The organism is Salinifilum ghardaiensis (genome assembly GCF_054491345.1).
In genome coordinates, this window is the sequence record NZ_CM137101.1 from 2785657 (window position 1) to 2806656 (window position 21000).

Here is a 21000-nt window from a genome sequence, read left to right on the forward strand (position 1 = left end):
GGCGCTGCCGTGCGGCGCCCACCGCAGGAGACGGCGCAGCCGGGGCGCGGTGGCCCCGGTTCACCGCAGGCCGAGGCACAGCATCCACGAGCGGTCCGCACCGCTGCAGCTGAGCAGCGCCGCAGCGGCCCCGCACGCCCCGTTCAGCAGCGCGCGGTCGGTGCCGGCCAGCGCGGCGAGCTGATCCGCCCGATCGGTGATGTACCGCCGCAGGCCCTCCCGCAGCACCCCCGCGGAGGTGGACCCGGCGTGGCGGTGGAAGCAGTCGGCGAGGCCGAGCACCCCGGCCGCGCCGTGGCACAGGGTCAGGGTCTCCTCGGCTCCCCCACCGAACAGGTGCCAGTCGGGGTCGTAACGCCGCGCGACCGAGTCGAAGGCGTCCGCGGCGAACCGCTGGATCCGCCCGTCCCCGAGCGCCGCACCGGCTTCCCACAGCGCCCAGGCGACGCCGGGGGTGCCGTAGCACCAGGCCTGCCGCCGCATCGGCCCCGGCGGAGGCTCCTCCCCGTCGAACAGCTGCCCGCCGTACCAGCAGGTGCTGCCGTGCTCGTCGGTGAACGCCCGCGCCATCAACCACTGCGCGGCTCGCCGGAGAGGGGGGTGCAGCTCCGCGTCGCCGAGGTGGCGCACCGCGGCGGCGAGGGCCAGCAGCACGCCGGGGACGCCGTGCCCGACCCCGGTGTTCACGCGTCCCTGCATCCAGTCGAGGAGTTCGTGCCCCGCGTAGGCGGACACGCGCAATCCGTCGAGGTCCGCGGTGTCGCACAGCTCGGCCAGGTGCGCCGCGAGCAGCGCGACGAGGTCGTCGACGGCCGCGTCGGCGTGCGGCTCCGCGCCCGACCGGTCGACGAGGGCGGCGAGCAGAGTCCCCGCCGGACCGATGATGAGGTCGTAGTCGCCGAACCCGCGCTCGCCCCTGCGCGCTCGTGCCAGCTGTGCGGGCATCGAGCGGTGGATCGCGGCCAGCAGTTTCGCTTCCAGCGCGCCCAACCGCTCGTCGAGGTGCCTGCCCGTGCGCACGCCGACGAGCAGCCCGGCCGCTCCCCCGGACAGGCCGAGGTGCGGTTGCGCGCGGCGCGGCGCCGTCGACCACGCCCGCAGGGCGGAGAGCGCCAGGCGGTGTTCGTCATCGCCGCCCCCGTCGGCCAGCAGGCGGGCGAGCGCGGCCGGGGCGGGGTCGAAGGGATCAGCGCCGTCGCCGGCGAGATGGGCGCGCAGCACGGCACCGGCGGTCGCGCGGATGTGCTCCTCGTCCGCGGACGGGCGTTCCGGTGCGGTCATCCTCCGCCTCCTGGCCGGGTCGGAAGGGGTCGCTGCGCTGCGGGTGGTTCGGCGGGCGGCACCGGTGCCGCCCGCCGAACCGTGGTTCCCGGGATGACCTCCGGGCTCAGGCGCAGATGACGAGCGTGCACGCGAGACCGGTGTGGCACAGCGCGCTGCCACCGGCGGCCTCCGGCACCTGCTCCTCGGTCACCTGGGCGTCCAGGTCATCGATGAGCGTGTCCAGTTCTTCGATCGGCAACGTCGATTCCATGGCGGTTCCTTTCCGTCCGACGTGCACGGTTGGCGCGGGAGTCATGCGCAGATGAGGATCGTGCACAGGGCCCCGGTGTGGCACAGCGCGCTGCCACCACCGGCCTCCGGCACCTGCTCCTCGGTCACCTGGGCATCCAGGTCATCGATGAGCGTGTCCAGTTCTTCGATCGGCAACGTCGATTCCATGGCAATTCCCTTCCGGACGGAGGACGTTCACGCGCAGACGAGGATCGTGCACAGGGCCCCGGTGTGGCACAGCGCGGTCCCACCACCGGCCTCCGGCACCTGCTCCTCGGTCACCTGGGCATCCAGGTCATCGATGAGCGTGTCCAGTTCTTCGATCGGCAACGTCGATTCCATGGCAATTCCCTTCCGGACGGAGGGCCTTCTCGCACCGGCGCGTTCGCGCGGTGCGCTTCCGCGGCACACCTCCTTTCTCGTCGGTTCGCACCCGGTGGTCGCGGTCGGGGCGTCCGCGCCGATCAGCGCGGGGCCAGCACCTCGGTGCGCAGGTGTGCACCGGCACGTCCCGCGAGCGCGCCGATGCTCTCCTCGCGGGGCAGGCGCAGCGCCACCTCGACCGCGTGGTCTGCGTGCTCGGCATCCGTGCCGTCGTGGGCGAGCAGGTGCCGCGGGTCCGGGATCATCTCCTCGAACAGGAGCGCCTCCCCGCGGGCGCGTGCGGCCACGCGTTCCACGGTGCGCAGCCCCGGCAGCGAGGCGAGATCCGCGGGGACGGCCTTGCCCTCGGACTCGGTGGAGACGAACGCCCACCGCGGCAGGCCGCGACCGCGCCACAGCCCCGCGGCGTCGCGGATCTTGACCCAATCGGACGCGGCGGTGTCCCACAGCCGCTCCGGGGGGATCCGCCAAGCCGCGGGGGCCAGCACCACCGGTCCCGCGGTCAGCCTCGGGACCGACGGCGCGTCCGGGAAGGCCGTGATGAGCCGGTCGAGGCGGGTCTGGTGCAGCGCCCTCCCGGGTCCGGCGGCCAGCAGCAGGTGCAGCAGCAGGTCGTACGGCGGCAGCGGCGGACGCGTCGCGTGGTAGACGGGCAGCAGCGGAGTACCCGCCGATTCCGCGCGTACTCCACCGCCGGACCGGAACACCCGCACCCGTTCCAGCGGGAGGTAGGCGCTGCCGGGCTCTTCCGCGCGGTGGTAGGGGTTCCGGTCGGCATCGCCGGCCCACAGGCCGGTGTACGCGGGGCGGCACACGGCGTTGGCCGCGCGTTCGTGCGACGGGGGGAGCAGCAGTTCCACGAACCGCGCTCCGCTGTCGCGCTCCACCTCCTGCAGGAACCGGCGGTACCGCGCGGCGTTGCGGTACTCGCCGTGCGCCTGTGCGAACGCGTCGCCGAACCGGGCATCCAGGTTGCCGGCCGGGGACTCGACGACGAGCACCCCGGCGTACCGCGCTCCCCGCGCGGGCCGCACGAGGCAGTCGGTGGGCCACACCGGGTCCTCCCCGCCGGGAACGCCGAGGGCGTCCAGCACCGCCTCGGGGACGTCGCACTCCTCATCGGACAGTCGTTCGCGCACGTGCTCGACCACCCGCCGGTACGCCTCGCTGGTGCCGGTGGGTTCGTGCCACCCGGTGTAGGCGCGCTGCCGCAGCGCCGACAGGTCCACGTCCGCGGCGAGCAGGTCGGTGAGGACCTCGGTGGCCGGTCGCGGCTGTTCGGTGAGGTACCCGCTGAGGTCGACGCGTCCGGTCGCGCCGTCCTCCTCGCGCAACCGCGCCAACCGGCGGGCCGCGCGCAGCGCTGCGTCCACTCCGGAGGGGCCGCGGGCGGTGCTCGGCGCGGTCGTCCCTTCGGACGTGCTGATGCGCCGGTGGACGTCGACGAACGCGTCCGCAGTCCCGCCGCGGTGCGCGGCGTGCTCGGCCGGCGCCGCTTCGGCGGGCGGGGTCCAACCGCCCCAGCTGCGCCTCGGTGCGCCGCACACCCGCACCACGCCCAGGTCCTGCACGTAGGCCAGGAACTCCCGGACCTTGCCGATCTGCTCCGCCGTGGCGTTCGTGCCGACGAGCGCGCGCTGCACGTCTCCGAGCGGGCGGACGCCGTCGCGCAGGATGCGGCACAGGGCGGCGAGCGCGGCGGTGCGCCGCATCCGGACCTCGCGCATCCGCGTGGCGTCCTGCTGGTCGAGCGCGAAACACCGGAATTCAGCCCCGCTCTCCGCGTACAGGTTCGCCAGCGCCAGCGGTGTCCCCTCCCCGGCCCGGCGCAGCTCGGTCGCGTCGAGACGCGTGCGCAGCGCGTGCAGGTTCTCCGCTGTTTCGGTGGTGAGCTCGCCGAGGACCAGCGGCGCGGCCCACCAGTCCCCCGCCGGGTGCCCCCGCCGCGCCCTCGGCACCGGCAGGGTCCCGACGTGGCCGAGCCAGCTGCGCGGCGTGGTCTTGGCCGCTCCGCGGGCGATGATGCGCCACAGGTAGTCCACGCGGTGCCGCAGGCGCTTGCTGGTCCACGCCTCCCCCGTGGCCAGTCGGTGCTCGATCTCGGCGACGAGGTCGGCCGCGTCGGCATCGAGGAACGCGGCCGCGGTCGGCGTGTTCCGCACGGATTCCCAGGCCAGTGGCCCGGTTCTCGCGCGCTCGTGCGCCACGGCCCGCTGGGCGCGGGCACCGGCCGCGCGGTGGTCCACCGCGCGGGAGGCGAGCGCGAGCAGGTCGGCCGCGATCCGCGCGGGCACGGCCGGGGCCCCGAGCAGATCGGTGAGCTCGTCCGGCTCGGGGACGTCACCGCGGTGCAGGCGGCGCCGGACCACGAGCGCGGCACGCCGGTGGGGCTTGTCCAGCTCCGGTTCGGGGATGACCTCGTCACTGATCCGCTCGGCGAGCTCGTGCGCCCGCTCGTGCAGTTCGGCGTGCTGCCGCTGGTGCACGTCGACGGTGTGGAACAGGTCGGGGTTGCCGCCGCGGGTCCACAGATGCGCGGGGAAACCGGCCGCGCGGACGACGATTTCCGCCCCGATCGGGACATCGGCGTCCTCGGCCTCCCGTTCGGGCGCGCGCCCCTCCGGGACGTGCGCGGAGGGGGAAGTCGCGGGACCGGCGCGCTCTTCCGAGGTCGGCTCGGCGGTACGGCGGGGCTCGTCGAGGACCTGGCGGGCACGTGGTTGCATGCTCACATCCCTCCGTCCCGGACCAGCGCATCGGTCAGCAGGCACTGCCGGCTCATCGGGATCCGGGCGCGGTTCCAGTGGAAGATCGTCCAGAAGGCGGCGGCGCGGCGCGGGCCCGTTTCAGCGTGGTCGCGCTCGAAGTACTCGCGGCGCCACCGCTGCGCGGTCCCGGCCAGGGCCGCGCAGTGCTGCGCGAGGTCCTCCCCGCCGGGCAGGCTCTCCAGCGCGCGTTCGCCGAGGTCCCACTGCGCGCGGATGCCCTCCCCGAGACGTGCGCGCCGCTCCTCGGGCAGTCCCGCGGTCAGCCACCGCCCGCCGTCGCGGCGGACGGCGTCCCACACCCCGCGGTGCTCCCAACCCGCGATGCCGAGACCGTCGACGAGGGACCGCACGAGTGCCAGCGACACGGCCCAGTTGGGCGCGGCGTCCGCGGAACGGGCGCTGCGGACGTGCTGGTCGAGCCAGGCGAGCGAGTCCACCGTGAACGAATCGTGCACCAGGGGCATCGACCACGGACCGCCGAAGAGGTAGGACTCCGGTTCGTAGACGCCCCGGCGGACGTCGGTGAACACGTCGGTGCGCTGCCGGAACGGTTCGGTCAACGCGCGCGGTGCTCGTCGCGCGCCCTCCGGCAGCTGGAAGCGCACCCGCAGCCCGGGGGGTTTGTGCATGAAGAAGAAGTTGCGCGCTTCGGATCGCTCGAGCGCGGTGCGCGCCGTCTCCGCGAGGAAGGAATAGGCCTGTGGCCACGTGTCCGCGCGGACTCCGAGGTTGAGCTGGATCCACCGGCCGGATCCGGAAAGCCCCTGGAGCGCGGAGATTCCGGCGGCGAGGAAGGCTTCGCGAGCGGCGGCGTAGCCGGTGCCGCCCTGCTCGGGGCTGCCGAGGGGGATGGTGCGCTGCGCCGCGTGCGCGGGCAGTTCGTGCAGGCAGTCGGCCAGTAATGTGGCCAGATCGATCTGCGACGTCGATTCGCCGGTGGGCGGATCCGCCTCAACAACCATCGAATTCCCTTTCGCAGCACGATCATCGCGGAGTTCGCCGCTGTGGGGTCCGCAGGTTCGTCCGATCAGGACCGGTGAGTCGTCGCCCTCGACCGCGGGGGCACCGCAGGTCGCTCGGAGGCCCGTTCTGCGGTCCCGGTGGTGCGACCGCAGCGCAGCGGCGAGGCGATTCCGGGGGCCTCCCGTGGGTTCTGGGCGCGACCGAGTTCTCAGCGCTCGCCTCGGTTTCGCTCCACTTCCGCGACAGTAGGCCACCGCGGGGGGCGGAACAACGTCAACGCACCACTTTCGTCACCACGAGTGAGCACCCGCTCCGCTGCGTGCAGACGATCGGTCGCGGCCGCGCGTTTCGGCCACGGGACGGCGACCACCCCGCCACGCCGCGGGAGGCGCCGACACCCCGCGTGCCGTCGACCAGCTCTCCGGCGACCGTGCACACAGGACGCGTTCGAAAAGGGGCGCGCGGAGCCCCTTCCGCTTGCCCCCGTCCGCGCGCGACCGCCTCCCGGTGGCGGATGTGCCGGTGCTCACTGTGCCGACCGCCACCGGGGGTGCGGTTGACGCGGGTCGTGGGCGGCCGCACGATCAACAGTGCCCGATCCCCCGCTCTCCCGGAGGTCACGTGCGTCAGCTCGCCCTACTCGCCACCGGCGGCACCATCGCCACGCGCGCCGGTGCGCAGGGACGCCAGGTCGCGGTCGGTGCTGCCGACCTGCTCTCAGCGGCGCGCGGGGTGCACCCGCTCGACCACGTGCACGTGCACGTGCACGACACCGCGGCGATCCTCAGCTCCGCCGCGACCGTGCCCGACGTGTTGTCGCTGGCCGGCGAAGCGCGCCGCGCGTGCGCGGAGGCCGACGGTGTGGTGATCACCCACGGCACGGACACGATGGAGGAATCCGCGTTCCTGCTGTCGCTGACGCACGCGGGTTCCGCGCCGGTGGTGTTCACCGGCGCGCAGCGCCCCTTCGACGACGCGGCGGCGGACGGCCCGCGCAACCTGTCCGCAGCCCTGCGCTGGGCCGCTGCGGAGGAAGCCGCCGACACCGGGGTCAGCGTGGCCTTCGCCGACCGCATCCTGCCCGCCGTCGGTGCGCGGAAGGTGCACAGCCTGGACCTGGCCGCGTTCGACGCGCCCGGCCGCGGTCCGGTGGGGCGCGTCGACGAGACCGGGGTCCGCAAGCACGCGCACCCGCAGTGGGAACCGCTGCTCGGGCCGGACGTCGCCGACCTGCCGCGCGTCGACGTGATCGGGCAGTACCTGGGCGCGGACGGCGGTGCCGTCGACCACGCGGTGGCCTCCGGCGCGCAGGGGCTCGTGCTCGCCGGTTTCGGTGCCGGCAACGCCACCCCCGCGACGGTCGACGCCTGCCGCCGGCACCTCACCGCGGGGCTGCCGGTGCTGGTCACCACGCGCACCGGGGCCGGACCGGTCGCCCCGCTGTACAGCGGGGGCGGCGTCGCCCTCGCGGAGGCGGGTGCGCTGCTCGCCGGGGACCTGCCGCCGTGGCAGGCCCGGTTGCTGCTGGCCGCTGCGCTGGCCTGCGAAGGCGAACCGCGGCGAGCCGTGGTGCGATGCGAGCGGTGGCTGCGCGCGGTCGGTGCGCTGCCGAGCACGTGACCCGGCGAACCGGAAGGGATGTGTCTGGCATGGCCAAGGAGATCCTCGTCGCCTACGGCGTGGACGTGGACGCGGTCGGCGGCTGGCTGGGCTCCTACGGAGGGGAGGACTCCCCGTGCGACATCTCCCGCGGCATGTTCGCGGGCGAAGTCGGTGTTCCCCGCCTGCTGCAGCTGTTCGAGCGCTGCGGGATCCCGTCCACGTGGTTCTGGCCGGGCCACTCCATCGAGACGTTCCCGGACGAGTTCCAGGCGTGCGTGGACGCGGGGCACGAGATCGGGGTGCACGGCTACAGCCACGAGAACCCGATCGCGATGTCCCGCGAGCAGGAGCGCGACGTGCTGGACCACTGCATCGGGTTGATCGAGCGGCGCGCGGGCGCGCGGCCCACCGGCTACGTCGCCCCCTGGTGGGAGTTCTCCCCGGCCACCAACGAACTGCTGCTCGAGCGCGGCATCAAGTACGACCACTCGCTGATGCACCACGACTGCGTGCCGTACCGGGTGCGCGTCGGCGACTCGTGGACCCCGATCGACTACTCCCGGCCCGCCTCGGAGTGGATGCGGCCGCTGCAGCGGGGCGCGGAGACCAAGCTGGTCGAGATCCCGGCCTCGTGGTACCTGGACGACCTGCCCCCGATGCTGTTCGTCAAGGCCAACCCGAACAGCCACGGTTTCGTCAACCCGCGCGACATCGAACAGCTGTGGCGCGACCAGTTCGACTGGATCCACCGCGAGTACGACTACGCCGTGTTCACCATGACCATCCACCCGGACGTGTCCGGTCGGCCGCAGGCGCTGCTCATGCACGAGCGCCTGATCCAGCACTTCAACGCGCACGAGGGCGTGCGGTGGATGACCTTCGACGCCATCGCCGAGGACTACCTGACCCGCGCACCGGCGTGACCCACCGGTCACCAGTTCACCAGCGAGTTCTCCACGACGGTGCGCAGGTCGGCCGCGCCGACGTCGCGCGGGCACATCGTCAGCAGCCGCTGCTGCTTCAGCGCGCCGTCGACCAGCGCGGGCACGTCCTCGCGCCCGTAACCGACCGCGGAGACGCCGTTGGCGATGCCGATGTCGCGCATGAGCGACACGAGCGCCGCGGGCAACCGCTCGGCCCGGTCGGCGATGTCCGCCACCGCCGGGTCGAGCAGCTCGGCGGCGTGCACGTGCCGCTCCGGCGCGGCCGGGAAGGTGAGGCGGAACGCCGCCGGTGCGGTCAGCGCCACCGACTCGCCGTGCGGCACCATCGGCTCCTCGGCGGAGTAGTCCGGCGGGTGGAAGTCGGTGACGCGCCCGGCGATCGGGTAGGCGCACGCGTGCGGGACGTGCACCCCGGCGTTGCCGAACCCCATGCCCGCGAACGAGGCCGCGAGCATCATGTCCGTGCGGGCCTGCTCGTCGTGCCCGCGCATCACCGCGGGGCGCAGGCTGCGGGCCACCAGCGGGAGCGCCTTCTCGACGAACGCGTCCGAGACCGGGTTGGCCCCGACGTAGGTGGGCCGTTCCGCCGCGCTGCGCCGCGGGTACGCGTGGTGCGGGCGCGCGGTGTACGACTCGAGCGCGTGGCAGAGCACGTCCATGCCCGCGCACGCGGTCACGTGCGGCGGCAGCGGCAACGACAGCTCGGGGTCGACGACCGCTTTGACCGGGCGCAGGCGCGCGTGGCTGATGCCCGACTTCACCTGCAGGTCCAGCAGGTCCAGGATGCACACCGCGGTGCTCTCGGCGCCGGTGCCGGCCGTGGTCGGCACGGCGACCACGGGTTTGACCGGCCCCGGCGGGGCTTTGCCCTCCCCGATCGGCTGGTTGACGTACTCGAGCGGATCGCCCGGGTGCGTGGTCAGCAGAGCGACCGCCTTCGCGGTGTCGATGACCGATCCGCCGCCGACGGCCACGACGCCGTCCCAGTCACCGCCGCGGACGTCGTCGACGGTCCGGCGGATGCTCGCGTCGGTGGGTTCGCTGCGGGCCCCTTCGTAGACCTCCGCGCGGATACCCGCGGCCCGCACCGCGTCGCGGGCGCGGTCGGCGGCGCCGGTGGCGGCCACCGCCCGGTCGGTGACGATCAGCACGCTGCCGAGGCCGAGCTGCTCGCACTCGAAACCGAGTTCCCCGACCGCGCCGGCACCGAACTTCAGCGGCGGTGCCGCCCAGGTGAACACGGTTTCGCTGGTGCGCTCGGACATGGATCACCCCTCGGCGGTCGGTTCTCGTTCCGGCAGCTCACTCGTAGGCGTGCGGTGCGTGCTGGTGCGCGGCCCAGTCCTGCGGGTCGTGCGCGATCCACACGGGCGCGTCGTGGGCCGTGGACAGCCTCCGCAGCCTGCGGATCGACTCCACGGCCTGCTGCGTGTTGAAGTCCGACGGCATCGGCAGATCCCCGTCCAGGGCGCTGCGCAGGTGCACCGTGTCCGCCGAGAGCAGGAACGCGCTGTGCTCGAGCTGCACCAGCACGCTGCAGTTGCCGGGCGTGTGGCCCGGTAGCAGCAGGACGACGACGCTGCCGTCGCCGAACACGTCGTGATCACCGGTGAGCGGGTTCCAGTGGAACTGCCGCGTGGCGTCCAGGTCGGCGGTGTGGAAGAACGGCGCCGCACCCGGGTTGGGCCAGAACGCGTACGGCAGGTCGTCGGCGCCGGCGTAGAGCTCGGCGTGCGGGAACAGCCGCAGCCCGCCGGTGTGGTCGAAGTGGGTGTGCGAGCAGACCACGTGGCGCACGTCGGTCAACCGGTAACCGAGGGACTCGATCTGCCGGTCGACGCGCTGCTCCGGGCCGAACTCGATGTTCACCGCGTCGACCAGCGAGCCGTACACCTCGTAGGGGTCGTCGGCGGCTTCCGGGGCCAAGCCGGTGTCCACGAGCACCAGCCCCCGGTCGTGCTCGACGAGGAAGGACGGCACCGGCAGCGTGACCGTGCCGCTGTCACCGAGCACGAGGTCGCCGCGCGGCATCGTCAGCCGCGCCCCGTCGAGCGCCCACAGTCGTCGTGCCCTGCCCATGGCGTACCCGCCCCTCGCGCACCGTCCTCCGCCGCGTCCTCGGCGACCGCGGCGCGGTGCCGCCGCGAGCGGTGCCGATCACGGCCCGAGCGAACGCCACCCATCGTGGGGCGCGGGCGCACGAGCTGTAAATGCCCGCGTCCGAGGGGCGCACGAACGGTGCACGCGCAGCGGGCAGCTCCGGGAGCGGCCGCGGGGCGGTCAGAACACCACGGTGGTGTTGCCGTGGCGCATCACCCGGTCCTCGCAGTGCCACCGCACCGCCCGCGACAGCACGGTGCGCTCGACGTCGGCGCCGAGCCGGACGAGGTCGGCCGTGCCGTGCTGGTGCCCGACGCGCACGACGTCCTGCTCGATGATCGGCCCCTCGTCGAGGTCCTCGGTGACGTAGTGCGCGGTGGCACCGATGAGCTTGACCCCGCGCTCCTTGGCCTTGCGGTACGGGCCGGCGCCGATGAACGCCGGCAGGAACGAGTGGTGGATGTTGATCAGCGGGCAGCCGATCCGCGAGAGGAAATCACCGGAGATGATCTGCATGTAGCGGGCGAGGACGACGAGGTCCACGTTGCCGCGGAGCACGTCCAGCTGCTGCTGCTCGGCCTGCGGCTTCGCGTCCCGGCTGACCGGGATGTGCACGAACGGCACGCCGAACGACCGCACGTCCTCGGCGAGGTCCGGGTGGTTGGACAGCACCATGGCCACGGTCATGTCCAGTTCCCCGCGCCGGTTGCGCCACAGCAGGTCGAGCAGGCAGTGGTCGAGTTTGGACACCATGATCGCGACCCGCTTGGGCTTGGCCGCCTCGGAGAACGCGAACTCCATGTCCATCGGCCCGGCGACCTCCTCGGCGAAGGCCCGTTCGAGCTCGGCGCGCCGCGCCACCAGCCCGGGCAGGTGAAACACGGTGCGCTGGAAGAACATGCCGTTCTGCGGTTCCGAGGAGTGCTGCCCGAGCGAGACGATGTTCGCCCCCGCTGCGGTCAGGAACGAGCTCACCGCCGAGACGATGCCGGGGCGGTCGGGACAGCGCACGAGCAGCCGCGCCACGTCCTCCGAGGGCGCCGTGCCGTCCCCGGAGCGGTGGACGGCGGGCGGGGTCGGGCTGTCGCTCATGGGTTCGGCTCCTGCGCTTCACACGGCGGGGACGGCACGGCAGGCTCGCTCCGCGCAGAGCGCTCCGCCTGCGGTGCCCCGGGAGGGCGGTGCACAGCCTAGTAGCACCGCCGCCAGCGCGGACTCCGCGGGCGCGGCGGTGCGGCGCAACGCACACGCCCGTTCGCCGCACACCGCGCGCGGCCGGCGGGCCGCCTGCGCAGCCGGGGATTAGCACGCTGCACAGCCGGGTAGTCAGCCGAGTGGCCTCGTGTGCCGCGCAGGAGCGGAGGAACTGCCGATGGAGGCGGAGATCACGCTGCACGTCGACGGGCAGCAGCACCGGCTCACGGTGGACACGCGCACCACGGTGCTCGACGCGCTGCGGGAGCAGCTCGGCAGCACCAGCCCGAAGAAGGGGTGCGACCACGGGCAGTGCGGCGCGTGCACCGTGCTGGCCGACGGTCGCCGCGTCACCACCTGCCTGTCGCTGGCGGTGGCCAACCAGCACGTCCGGTTCACCACGGCCGAGGGGCTGGCCGCCGGCGGGCTGCACCCGGTGCAGGAGGCGTTCCTCGACCACGACGCCTTCCAGTGCGGCTACTGCACACCGGGGCAGATCTGCTCGGCGGTGGGCATGCTCGCCGAGGCCCGGGAGGGCCGGCCGAGCGCGGCCACCACCGACGACGCCCGCGCCGGTGAGCTCGACGACGCGGAGATCCGCGAGCGGATGAGCGGCAACCTCTGCCGGTGCGGTGCCTACGCCAACATCGTCGCAGCGATCCGCGAGGTACGCCCGTGATTCCGTTCGACTACCAGCGCGCCACCGACACCGACGAGGCGATCGCCACCGTGTCCGGTAGCCCAGGGGCCGCGTTCCTCGCCGGCGGCACGAACCTCGTCGACCACCTCAAGCTCGGCGTCGCGGTCCCCGAGAAGCTCGTGGACATCACCGGACTCGCGCTCGACACCGTGGACGAGCGCGCGGACGGCGGTCTCGTGATCGGCGCGAACGTGCGCAACAGCGATCTGGCCGCCGAGCAAGCGGTGCGGCGGCGCTACCCGGTGCTGTCGCAGGCCCTGCTGTCCGGCGCCTCGGGCCAGCTGCGCAACCTCGCCACGACCGGCGGCAACCTCATGCAGCGGACCCGCTGCGCCTACTTCCAGGACACGAGCACGCCGTGCAACAAGCGCGAGCCCGGTTCCGGGTGCTCGGCGCTCGGCGGGTGGACGCGCTACCACGCCGTCTTCGGCGCCTCCCGGGAGTGCGTGGCGGTGCACCCCTCGGACATGGCGGTGGCGCTGTGCGCGCTGGACGCGGAGGTGCTGCTGCGCGGACCGCGGGGGCAGCGCCACGTGGGCTGCGGTGATTTCCACCGGCTTCCCGGGCAGGAGCCGCAGCGCGACACGGTCGCCGAGCACGGCGAGCTCATCACCGCCGTGGAGCTACCACCGCTGCCGGCCGCGGTGCACTCGACGTACCGCAAAGTGCGCGACCGCGCTTCGTACGCCTTCGCCCTCGTGTCCGTGGCGGCGGTGTTGCGGCTGCGCGGTGGCCGGGTCGACGAAGTGCGCATCGCCCTGGGCGGGGTGGCGCACAAGCCGTGGCGCGCCGCGCAGGCCGAGGAGGCGCTGCGCGGCGCGTGGGCGACCGAAGACCGCTTCCGCGCCGCCGCCGAGGCCGAGCTCGCGCACGCGGAGCCGCTGGCGGGCAACGAGTTCAAGGTTCCGATGGTGCGCGGAGCCGTGACGGGTGCGCTCGTGGACCTCGCCGCGCAGCAGGAGGCGTTGTGACCGAGAACCTCACCGCCCGCGCCATGGGCACCGACCGGCGCCGCGAGGACGGCATCGCGAAGGTCACCGGACGTGCCCCGTACGCCCACGAGCACGGTACGCACGCACCGTGCTACCTCGCCCCGCTGCGGTCGACGATCGCTCGCGGGCGCGTCCGCGGCATCGACGCCGCCGCGGTGCGGCGGCCCGGTGTGCTCGCGGTGCTCACGCACGAGAACGCGCCCCCCGCACCGGGCGAGGACGCCGAACTGGCGATCCTGCAGTCGCCCGAGGTGCACTTCCGCGGGCAGCTCATCGGGGCGGTGCTCGCCGAATCCCCGGAGGTCGCGCGGCACGCCGCGGCGGAGATCCCCGTGCGGTACGAGCAGGACGAGCACGACGCGCACTTCGCACCGGACCGCACCGACCTGCGAGCTCCGACCGACGTGACGCCCTCCTCCCCCGCGGACGCCGAGACCGGAGATCCGGACGGGGCCCTCGCAACAGCACCGATCACAGTGGACGCCACGTACCGGACGCCGCCCGAGTTCAACAACCCGATGGAACCGCACGCGACCGTGGCCGTGCGCGACGGCGCGAAGCTCACCCTGCACGACTCCACCCAGGGAGTCCACCCCGTGCGCGAGACGGTGGCGCGGGTGCTCGGGATCGACCCCGACGACATCCACGTCGTCTGCCCGCACGTCGGCGGGGGGTTCGGGTGCAAGGGGCTGCCGCACGCGAACGTCGTCCTGGCGGCGATGGCGACGTGGCTGGTGGAGGAGCACCGCCCCGTCAAGTACGCCGTGTCGCGGCAGGAGATGTTCGGGTTGACCGGTTACCGCTCCCCCACGGTGCAGCGCCTGCGGCTCGGTGCCGACCGCGAGGGGCGCCTGTCGGTGATCGTGCACGACTCGGTGGAGCAGACCGCGCGCATCAAGGAGTTCTCCGAGCAGAGCGCGGTGTCCACGCGCAGCGTCTACGCCGCACCGCACCGCCGGACCACGCACCGGCTGGCCGCGCTGGACGTGCCGGTCCCGTCGTGGATGCGGGCGCCGGGCGAGTGCCCCGGCATGTTCGCCGGCGAGGTCGCCGTGGACGAGCTCGCCACCGCCTGCGGACTCGACCCGGTGGAGCTGCGGGTGCGCAACGACACCGCGGTGGACCCGAGCACCGGCAAGCCGTTCTCCAGCCGCAACCTGGTCGCCTGCCTGCGGCGCGGGGCGGAGCGGTTCGGCTGGTACGGGCGCGATCCCGCACCGGGCACCCGCCGCGAGGGGGACTGGCTCATCGGCACCGGGGTGGCCGCCTCGATGTACCCCACGCACCGCATCCCGGGGTCGACGGCGGCGATCACCCGCACCCCGGAGGGCTACCTCGTGCGCATCGGTGCAGTGGACCTCGGTACGGGGGCGTGGACGTCGCTGCGCCAGATCGCGGCCGATGCGCTCGGCGTCGACGTCGAGGTGGTGGAGCTGCACATCGGCGACACAGCACTGCCGTTCGCGACGGTGGCCGGAGGCTCCTCGGGCACGACGAGCTGGGGAACCGCCGTGGCCGCCGCGGCCGAGGAGTTCCGCGAGCGGTACGGGTCCGACCCTCCCGAGGGAGCGGAGGCCGCGGCGAGCGCGGCCGGGAACCCGGACAAGCGGCAGCACGCGATGAGCGCGTTCGGGGCGCAGTTCGCCGAGGCGCGGGTGCACGCGCGGACCGGGCAGGTGCGCGTGCCGCGCATACTCGGCGTCTTCGCCGCCGGCCGCATCGTCAACCCGCGCACGGCGCGCTCCCAGTTCCTCGGCGGAATGGTGATGGGCGTGTCCATGGCGCTGCACGAGGAAGGCGTGCTGGACGCGCGGTTCGGGCACGTGGTCAACCGGGACTTCGCGCAGTACCACGTGGCCGCGAACGCGGACGTGGGCGACATCGGCGCCGAGTGGCTCGACGAGGAGGATCCGCACGTCAACCCCATGGGGTCCAAGGGGATCGGTGAGATCGGCATCGTCGGCGCACCCGCCGCGGTGCTCAACGCGACGTACCACGCGACCGGGCGGCGCGTGCGGGACCTGCCGCTCACCCCGGACAAGTTCCTGCCCTGATCCGCATCCCTCCACTGCGATCCACTGCGGACGCTCCGCCGCGTCAACTGGTGCGGCGCTGCGCGGGGATGTCGCGCTCCTCGGTGACTTCCGGGAGCTGCCACCGCCCGTGGCGGGCGGACACGCGCGGTCGGTCGTGCAGGATCACCGGCGAGGCCAGCACCGACCGGTCATCGCCGTGGTCCCCGGTAAGCACCGGCCACAGTCGACGGTGGACGCACTCACTAGCGAGCTCCCCGGCCCACTCCGGCGGATCGAGCACGGACAGGAACCGTCCGCGCGTCACCGACAGCAGCAGGTGCGGGCTGAGCAGCGAGCGGTGCAGCGCGCGCTCGCGCGCTGCGCGCTGCACCCGGTCGTGAGCGTCCCCACTGGACACCGTCGTGTTGACCAGTTCGAACCGCAGCTTCCGCACTCCGCGGGAGCGCCTCCCGGGGGTGACGCGCAGCCGGGCGTCCACGGGCTGGCGCGTGCGCACGACGCGACCGCGCTGGGACCCGCGATCGCTGTGCAGGGGGGCGAACTGCCGCGTGCCGGGCACGCGCAGCAGCTGGTCCACCGGCCTCTCCCCCAGCTCGCCGAGTTCGCGGGTGACCACGTGGATGTCGTGCTCGACTTCTTCGCGCCCGCTCAGACATGCACCGCGGTCGAGTTCGGCGACCGGCGCGAATTCCGGGGGCTGCTCGTGCGCGGAGACGAGCTGTTCGACACCGCGGTCCTGCAGCTGCAGGAAGCGCAGCCGCACCCGCAGTTCCGCCGCGGGTTCGTCCACCACGAGGCAGTCGGTGACCATCGTCGCGTCCTCGCCGACGTCGCGCCCCACCGCGTCCGAAGGGCTGAGCACGCCGAACTGCCACCGGAACCGCTCCGGAGCGTCCGCTGGTCGTGCGGAGGAGGACCGGGATCCCTTGTAGAGGACCGCCGCCGCGATGGCAGCGGCATGGTCCTGACCGGAGTCGGACATCACGCCTCCCGCAGCGCGGAGAGCACCCTGCGTGCGCGCCGTCTCCGCCGCAGGGGCGCCTCGGTGTGCGCACGCGGCCGGGTCTCCGGCACTGCCGGGGGCCGGTGCGGCGGCCCTGCGGCACGGGGTCGTCCTCGGGAACCCCACCGAGGACGAATGATTTTCGAAAGAGCACGCACCGGGTGAGTATTGGTCCGCCGCACCGCTGCCGCAAGCGCGCGAACCGCGGGAGGAGGTGTCGATCGCGGCACGGGCCACCGAACGGGACGGTCCGGCTCACAGCCAGAACCGCCCCACCGGCGGTCGTGTCCCGCGGAGTCAGATGTGTAATAAGCGGCCGGACGCGTACGCGTCGCACGATGCGCACGCGCACCCGGCTCCCTCGCAATGCCGTGCCGTGTTGCCGAACAACGTTTCACCGCCTGATGTCGACTCACCGCATCGACGTGGTGACGATGCGTATCTGTTCGACATCACTGTCCTATCACGGCGGCATCGGCCTCGCCCGCTGGCGAGGAGCGCTCCCCCGGTCGGTGGGCCACGCGCCGCGGGTGCGGAAGCGACCGGGGCCACGGGATCTCGGGGCGGGCCCGACCGCACCCGGCCGAACGCGGGTTCGGTCCCGCCGCGGTTCCCGGCGGCCGATCTCCGGTCCACAGTGGCTGCGGGGAGGAGCCCGCGGAGGATGCGGGAGATCCCGCGGAGGTGTCGGTGGAAGACCGCGGGGCGTCACGGACGTCCAGCCGCGCCCGACGCGCCGCCGAACGGCTCAGTCCGACGGCGCGTCGCACGTCCGCGGTGGACGCGCCCCGTCCGCGCGGGGTGCGGTCACACTCCGAACGGTGGAGCGGGTGCGGGTCAGTTGATCTCGCAGAGCACCGTGCCCTGGGAGACGGAGTCCCCGGCCTGCGCGGTGAGCCCGCTGACGGTGCCGTCCTTGTGCGCGGTCACCGGGTTCTCCATCTTCATCGCCTCGAGCACGACCACGAGATCACCGGTGGCCACCTCGTCGCCGTCCGCCACGGCGGCCTTGACGACCGTGCCCTGCATCGGCGCGGTCACGGCGTCACCCGAGACGGCACTGGACGCCTTGCTCGCGGAGCGCTTGCGCGGCTTGGCCGCCTGCTTGGCCGCCGCGGGCGCGGGTGCGGCGAACTCGGCGGGCAGGGACACCTCGAGGCGCCGACCGCCGACTTCGACGGTGATCGTCTGCCGCTCCTCCGGCTCGACCACCTCGGCCCCGCCGGCGTGCGGCTCGATGGTGTTCTCCCACTCGGTCTCGATCCAGCGGGTGTGCGCCGTGAAGCCCTCGACGGCCGTGAACGCCGGGTCGCGCAGCACGGCGCGGTGGAACGGCACGACCGTGGCCAGGCCCTCGACCCGCATCTCGGCCAGCGCCCGGCGGGAGCGCTCGATCGCCTGCAGCCGGTTGGCGCCGGTGACGATGAGCTTGGCCAGCATCGAGTCGAACTGGCCACCGACGACGCTGCCGCTCTCCACCCCGGCGTCCAGGCGCACGCCCGGTCCCGCGGGCGCGTGGAAGGCGGTGACGGTGCCCGGTGTGGGCAGGAAGTTCCGCCCGGCGTCCTCGCCGTTGATCCGGAACTCGATGGAGTGCCCGGTGGGCGCGGGGTCGTGGGTGATGTGCAGCTTCTCGCCGCTGGCGATGCGGAACTGCTCGCGCACCAGGTCCAGCCCGGTGGTCTCCTCGGTGACCGGGTGCTCGACCTGCAGCCGCGTGTTGACCTCGAGGAAGGAGATCGTGCCGTCTTCGCCGACGAGGAACTCGACGGTGCCCGCACCGTGGTAGCCGGCCTCGCGGCAGATCCCCCGCGCCGCCTCGTGGATGGTGTGCCGCTGGTCGTCGGTGAGGAACGGCGCCGGTGCCTCCTCGACGAGCTTCTGGTGCCGCCGCTGCAGCGAGCAGTCGCGGGTGCCGGCGACCACGACGTTGCCGTGCTGATCGGCCACGACCTGGGCCTCGACGTGCCGCGGCCGGTCGAGGTAGCGCTCCACGAAGCACTCCCCGCGGCCGAAGGAGCCCTCGGCCTCGCGCACCGCGGAGGAGAACAGCTCCGGGATCTCCTCCACCGTGCGGGCGACCTTGAGACCGCGGCCGCCACCGCCGAACGCGGCCTTGATCGCGACGGGCAGGCCGTGCTCCTCGGCGAAGGCGACGACCTCGTCCGAGCCGGCGACCGGGTCCGAGGTGCCCGGCACCAGCGGAGCGCCCGCGCGGGTGGCGATGTGCCGAGCGGTGACCTTGTCGCCGAGGTCGCGGATGGCCTGCGGCGAGGGACCGATCCAGATCAGCTCCGCGTCCTGCACCGCCTGGGCGAAGTCGGCGTTCTCGGACAGGAAGCCGTAGCCGGGGTGCACCGCGTCGGCACCGCTGCGCCGCGCGGTCTCGACGATCTTGTCGATGTTCAGGTAGCTCTCCCCGGCCGTGGCACCGCCCAGGGCGAACGCCTCGTCGGCCAGGCGGACGAACGGGGCGTCGGCGTCCGGCTCGGCGTACACGGCGACGGAGGTGATGCCCTCGTCGGCGCACGCCCGGATCACGCGCACCGCGATCTCACCGCGGTTGGCGACCAGCACCTTGTTGATCGGCGTCACGTCCACAGTGGTCCACTCCTCTTGTTCCCGGCGCGACGCCGGAGTGTCGTTCGATCCATCAGCACGTGCCTCCCCGCCCGGTCGGCGTTCTCACCGCGGCAGCGCGGAGGCGCGCCAGCCGTCCGGGCCCGGGCGCAGCGGCCGCCGGCCGTGCGGCCACCGCAGTTGGGTGTCCCGCGCGCCCCACCGGTTCAACCGCTCCGGACCGGTCTCCGGCGCGGCCGCGGAGCCGGCGGCGGCACCGCTGAGCGCGGCGACCAGCGCGGCGATCTCGGCGTCGTCCGGGTTGCCGCGCACCACCCGCAGCTCGGGGCGGTGCGCACCGTCCCCGGCACCGGCGCCGGTGTCGTTGTCGGCCATCGATTCCCTCCGGCTCACAGCGGAATGTTGCCGTGCTTCCTGGCCGGCCGGTCGTCCCGCTTCGTGCGCAGCATGCGCAGACCGCGGGCGACGTAGCCGCGGGTGTAGGACGGCGGGATGACCGAGTCCACGTACCCGCGCTCCGCCGCCTGGTACGGGTTGCACAGCGTGTCCTCGTACTCCTGCTGCAACCGCGCGCGCTCGGCTTCCACGTCCCGCCCGTTCTCGGCGGCCTCGGACAGCTGCCGGCGGTGCAGGATGTTCACCGCGCCCTGCGCACCCATCACCGCGATCTCCGCGGTCGGCCACGCGAAGTTGAGGTCGGCGCCGAGGTGCTTGGACCCCATCACGTCGTACGCCCCACCGTAAGCCTTCCGAGTGATCACCGTCACGAGCGGAACCGTGGCCTCGGCGTAGGCGTACAGCAGTTTGGCGCCGCGGCGGATGATGCCGTTGAACTCCTGGTCGGTGCCGGGCAGGAAACCGGGCACGTCCACGAAGGTCAGCACGGGGATGTTGAAGGCGTCGCACGTGCGGACGAACCGGGCCGCCTTCTCGCTGGCCTCGATGTCGAGCGTGCCCGCCAGCTGGGTGGGCTGGTTGGCGACGATGCCGACGGAGCGGCCCTCGACGCGTCCGAACCCGACGATCATGTTCTGCGCGAACAGCGGACTCGTCTCGAGGAACTCCCCGTCGTCGACGACGCGGGAGATCACCTCGTGCATGTCGTAGGGCTGGTTCGGCGAGTCCGGGACGAGCGCGTCCAGCTCGCGGTCGGAGTCGGTCAGCGACTCGACGACCGCGCCGGCCTCGGCCGGTCCGTCGAAGACGGGCGGCTCGGCGAGGTTGTTCTCCGGCAGGAACGACAGCAGCTCCTTGACGTAGGCGACGGCGTCGTCCTCGTCCGAGGCCAGGTAGTGCGCGTTGCCGGAGGTCGAGTTGTGCGTGCGCGCGCCGCCGAGCTCCTCGAAGCTCACGTCCTCGCCGGTGACGGTCTTGATGACGTCCGGACCGGTGATGAACATGTGCGAGGTCTGGTCGACCATGACCGTGAAGTCGGTGATCGCCGGCGAGTAGACCGCGCCCCCGGCGCACGGCCCCATGATCAGCGAGATCTGCGGGATCACGCCGGAGGCGTGCGTGTTGCGCTTGAAGATCTCCGCGTAGAGCCCGAGCGAGGCCACGCCCTCCTGGATGCGCGCTCCGCCGGAGTCGTTGATGCCGATCAGCGGGCACCCGGTCTTCAGCGCCAGGTCCATGACCTTGACGATCTTCTCGCCGAGCACCTCGCCGAGGCTGCCGCCGAAGACGGTGAAGTCCTGCGAGTACACGCACACCTGGCGCCCGTCGATCGTCCCGTAGCCGGTGACGACGCCGTCGCCGTAGGGGCGGTACTCCTCCATGCCGAAGTTGGTGCACCGGTGCCGCGCGTGCTCGTCCATCTCGATGAACGAGCCGGGGTCCAGCAGCACGTCGATGCGTTCCCGCGCGGTCTTCTTGCCCTTGGCGTGCTGCTTCTCCACCGCGCGCTCGGATCCGGCGTGCACGGCTTCGTCGTTGCGGCGGTAGAGGTCCGCCAGCTTGCCCGCCGTCGTGTGGATGTCGGGCGTGTCGACCGGTGGCTCACCGACCGGTTCCGTCGCGCTGCTCATCAACCAACCCAGTCCTTGTTCCCTGCTGTCCGCCTCGCCCCGGCGTCCCGCGCTTCCCCGGGAGCGCGCACCCCGGCGCTGCCGGGGCGCGCTCGCCGCAGGTGGGGATACCCCGGATTCCGCGAGGTCCGGGCGCGGCGCGCCCCGCGGGAG

General features: G+C 73.3%; 18 protein-coding genes. 5 read left to right on the top strand and 13 right to left on the bottom strand.

The features are described from left to right. Nucleotides 1-60: 60 nt before the first annotated feature. The 6 genes from ACVGV0_RS12770 to ACVGV0_RS12795 form a co-directional block, all read right to left on the bottom strand. Complete coding sequence (locus tag ACVGV0_RS12770) at nt 61-1281, bottom strand: lanthionine synthetase LanC family protein (RefSeq protein ID WP_459155891.1); 1221 nt, start codon at nt 1279-1281, stop codon at nt 61-63. Nucleotides 1282-1387: 106 nt separating this feature from the next. Further along, nucleotides 1388-1534, bottom strand: coding sequence for a hypothetical protein (locus ACVGV0_RS12775; protein ID WP_459155892.1), 147 nt, complete (start codon nt 1532-1534; stop codon nt 1388-1390). Nucleotides 1535-1575: 41 nt separating this feature from the next. Further along, complete coding sequence (locus tag ACVGV0_RS12780; protein ID WP_459155893.1) at nt 1576-1722, bottom strand: hypothetical protein; 147 nt, start codon at nt 1720-1722, stop codon at nt 1576-1578. Nucleotides 1723-1749: 27 nt separating this feature from the next. Continuing rightward, the gene (locus tag ACVGV0_RS12785; RefSeq protein ID WP_459155894.1) at nt 1750-1896 is read right to left on the bottom strand and encodes a hypothetical protein; all 147 of its coding nucleotides are present in this window, start codon (nt 1894-1896) and stop codon (nt 1750-1752) included. A gap of 122 nt (nt 1897-2018) precedes the next feature. Further along, nucleotides 2019-4664, bottom strand: a complete 2646-nt coding sequence (locus ACVGV0_RS12790) for a hypothetical protein (protein WP_459155895.1) — start codon at nt 4662-4664, stop codon at nt 2019-2021. 2 nt (nt 4665-4666) lie between these two features. Further along, nucleotides 4667-5668, bottom strand: coding sequence for a thiopeptide-type bacteriocin biosynthesis protein (locus ACVGV0_RS12795; protein WP_459155896.1), 1002 nt, complete (start codon nt 5666-5668; stop codon nt 4667-4669). Nucleotides 5669-6290: 622 nt separating this feature from the next. Between ACVGV0_RS12795 and ACVGV0_RS12800 the strand changes: the two genes are divergently transcribed. Further along, nucleotides 6291-7289 (top strand): asparaginase, encoded by a 999-nt coding sequence (locus tag ACVGV0_RS12800; RefSeq protein WP_459155897.1) that lies wholly within the window; start codon nt 6291-6293, stop codon nt 7287-7289. 29 nt (nt 7290-7318) lie between these two features. Continuing rightward, entirely contained in the window at nt 7319-8194 is an 876-nt protein-coding gene (locus ACVGV0_RS12805) for a polysaccharide deacetylase family protein (protein ID WP_459155898.1), read from the top strand. A gap of 8 nt (nt 8195-8202) precedes the next feature. Here the strand turns inward: ACVGV0_RS12805 and ACVGV0_RS12810 are convergent, their stop codons facing one another. From ACVGV0_RS12810 to purU, 3 genes are all read right to left on the bottom strand, one after another. Continuing rightward, the gene (locus tag ACVGV0_RS12810; RefSeq protein ID WP_459155899.1) at nt 8203-9480 is read right to left on the bottom strand and encodes a hydroxyacid-oxoacid transhydrogenase; all 1278 of its coding nucleotides are present in this window, start codon (nt 9478-9480) and stop codon (nt 8203-8205) included. Nucleotides 9481-9517: 37 nt separating this feature from the next. Further along, nucleotides 9518-10294, bottom strand: a complete 777-nt coding sequence (locus tag ACVGV0_RS12815; RefSeq protein ID WP_459155900.1) for an N-acyl homoserine lactonase family protein — start codon at nt 10292-10294, stop codon at nt 9518-9520. A gap of 201 nt (nt 10295-10495) precedes the next feature. Further along, nucleotides 10496-11407, bottom strand: a complete 912-nt coding sequence (purU, locus tag ACVGV0_RS12820) for a formyltetrahydrofolate deformylase (protein ID WP_459155901.1) — start codon at nt 11405-11407, stop codon at nt 10496-10498. Nucleotides 11408-11687: 280 nt separating this feature from the next. Here purU and ACVGV0_RS12825 point away from each other — a divergent pair, with 280 nt between their 5' ends. From ACVGV0_RS12825 to ACVGV0_RS12835, 3 genes are read left to right on the top strand one after another with little or no spacing between them, the layout of a single operon-like run. Next, entirely contained in the window at nt 11688-12188 is a 501-nt protein-coding gene (locus ACVGV0_RS12825) for a 2Fe-2S iron-sulfur cluster-binding protein (protein WP_459155902.1), read from the top strand. Continuing rightward, nucleotides 12185-13180 (top strand): FAD binding domain-containing protein, encoded by a 996-nt coding sequence (locus ACVGV0_RS12830; RefSeq protein WP_459155903.1) that lies wholly within the window; start codon nt 12185-12187, stop codon nt 13178-13180. Before ACVGV0_RS12825 ends, ACVGV0_RS12830 begins: the two co-directional genes overlap by 4 nt. After that, nucleotides 13177-15255 carry a xanthine dehydrogenase family protein molybdopterin-binding subunit gene (locus ACVGV0_RS12835; protein ID WP_459155904.1) on the top strand — a complete coding sequence of 693 codons (2079 nt, stop codon included), beginning with the start codon at nt 13177-13179 and terminating at the stop codon, nt 15253-15255. Before ACVGV0_RS12830 ends, ACVGV0_RS12835 begins: the two co-directional genes overlap by 4 nt. 43 nt (nt 15256-15298) lie before the next feature. On the opposite strand, the gene ACVGV0_RS12840 is transcribed toward ACVGV0_RS12835, so the two are convergent. The 4 genes from ACVGV0_RS12840 to ACVGV0_RS12855 all read right to left on the bottom strand — a co-directional run bounded on the left by ACVGV0_RS12840 (nt 15299) and on the right by ACVGV0_RS12855 (nt 20847). Next, entirely contained in the window at nt 15299-16219 is a 921-nt protein-coding gene (locus tag ACVGV0_RS12840; protein WP_459155905.1) for a hypothetical protein, read from the bottom strand. Nucleotides 16220-17077: 858 nt separating this feature from the next. Continuing rightward, nucleotides 17078-18841, bottom strand: coding sequence for an acetyl/propionyl/methylcrotonyl-CoA carboxylase subunit alpha (locus ACVGV0_RS12845; RefSeq protein WP_459155906.1), 1764 nt, complete (start codon nt 18839-18841; stop codon nt 17078-17080). Nucleotides 18842-18925: 84 nt separating this feature from the next. Further along, entirely contained in the window at nt 18926-19195 is a 270-nt protein-coding gene (locus ACVGV0_RS12850) for an acyl-CoA carboxylase epsilon subunit (RefSeq protein WP_459155907.1), read from the bottom strand. A gap of 14 nt (nt 19196-19209) precedes the next feature. Continuing rightward, nucleotides 19210-20847, bottom strand: a complete 1638-nt coding sequence (locus tag ACVGV0_RS12855) for an acyl-CoA carboxylase subunit beta (protein ID WP_459155908.1) — start codon at nt 20845-20847, stop codon at nt 19210-19212. Nucleotides 20848-21000 lie beyond the last annotated feature (153 nt).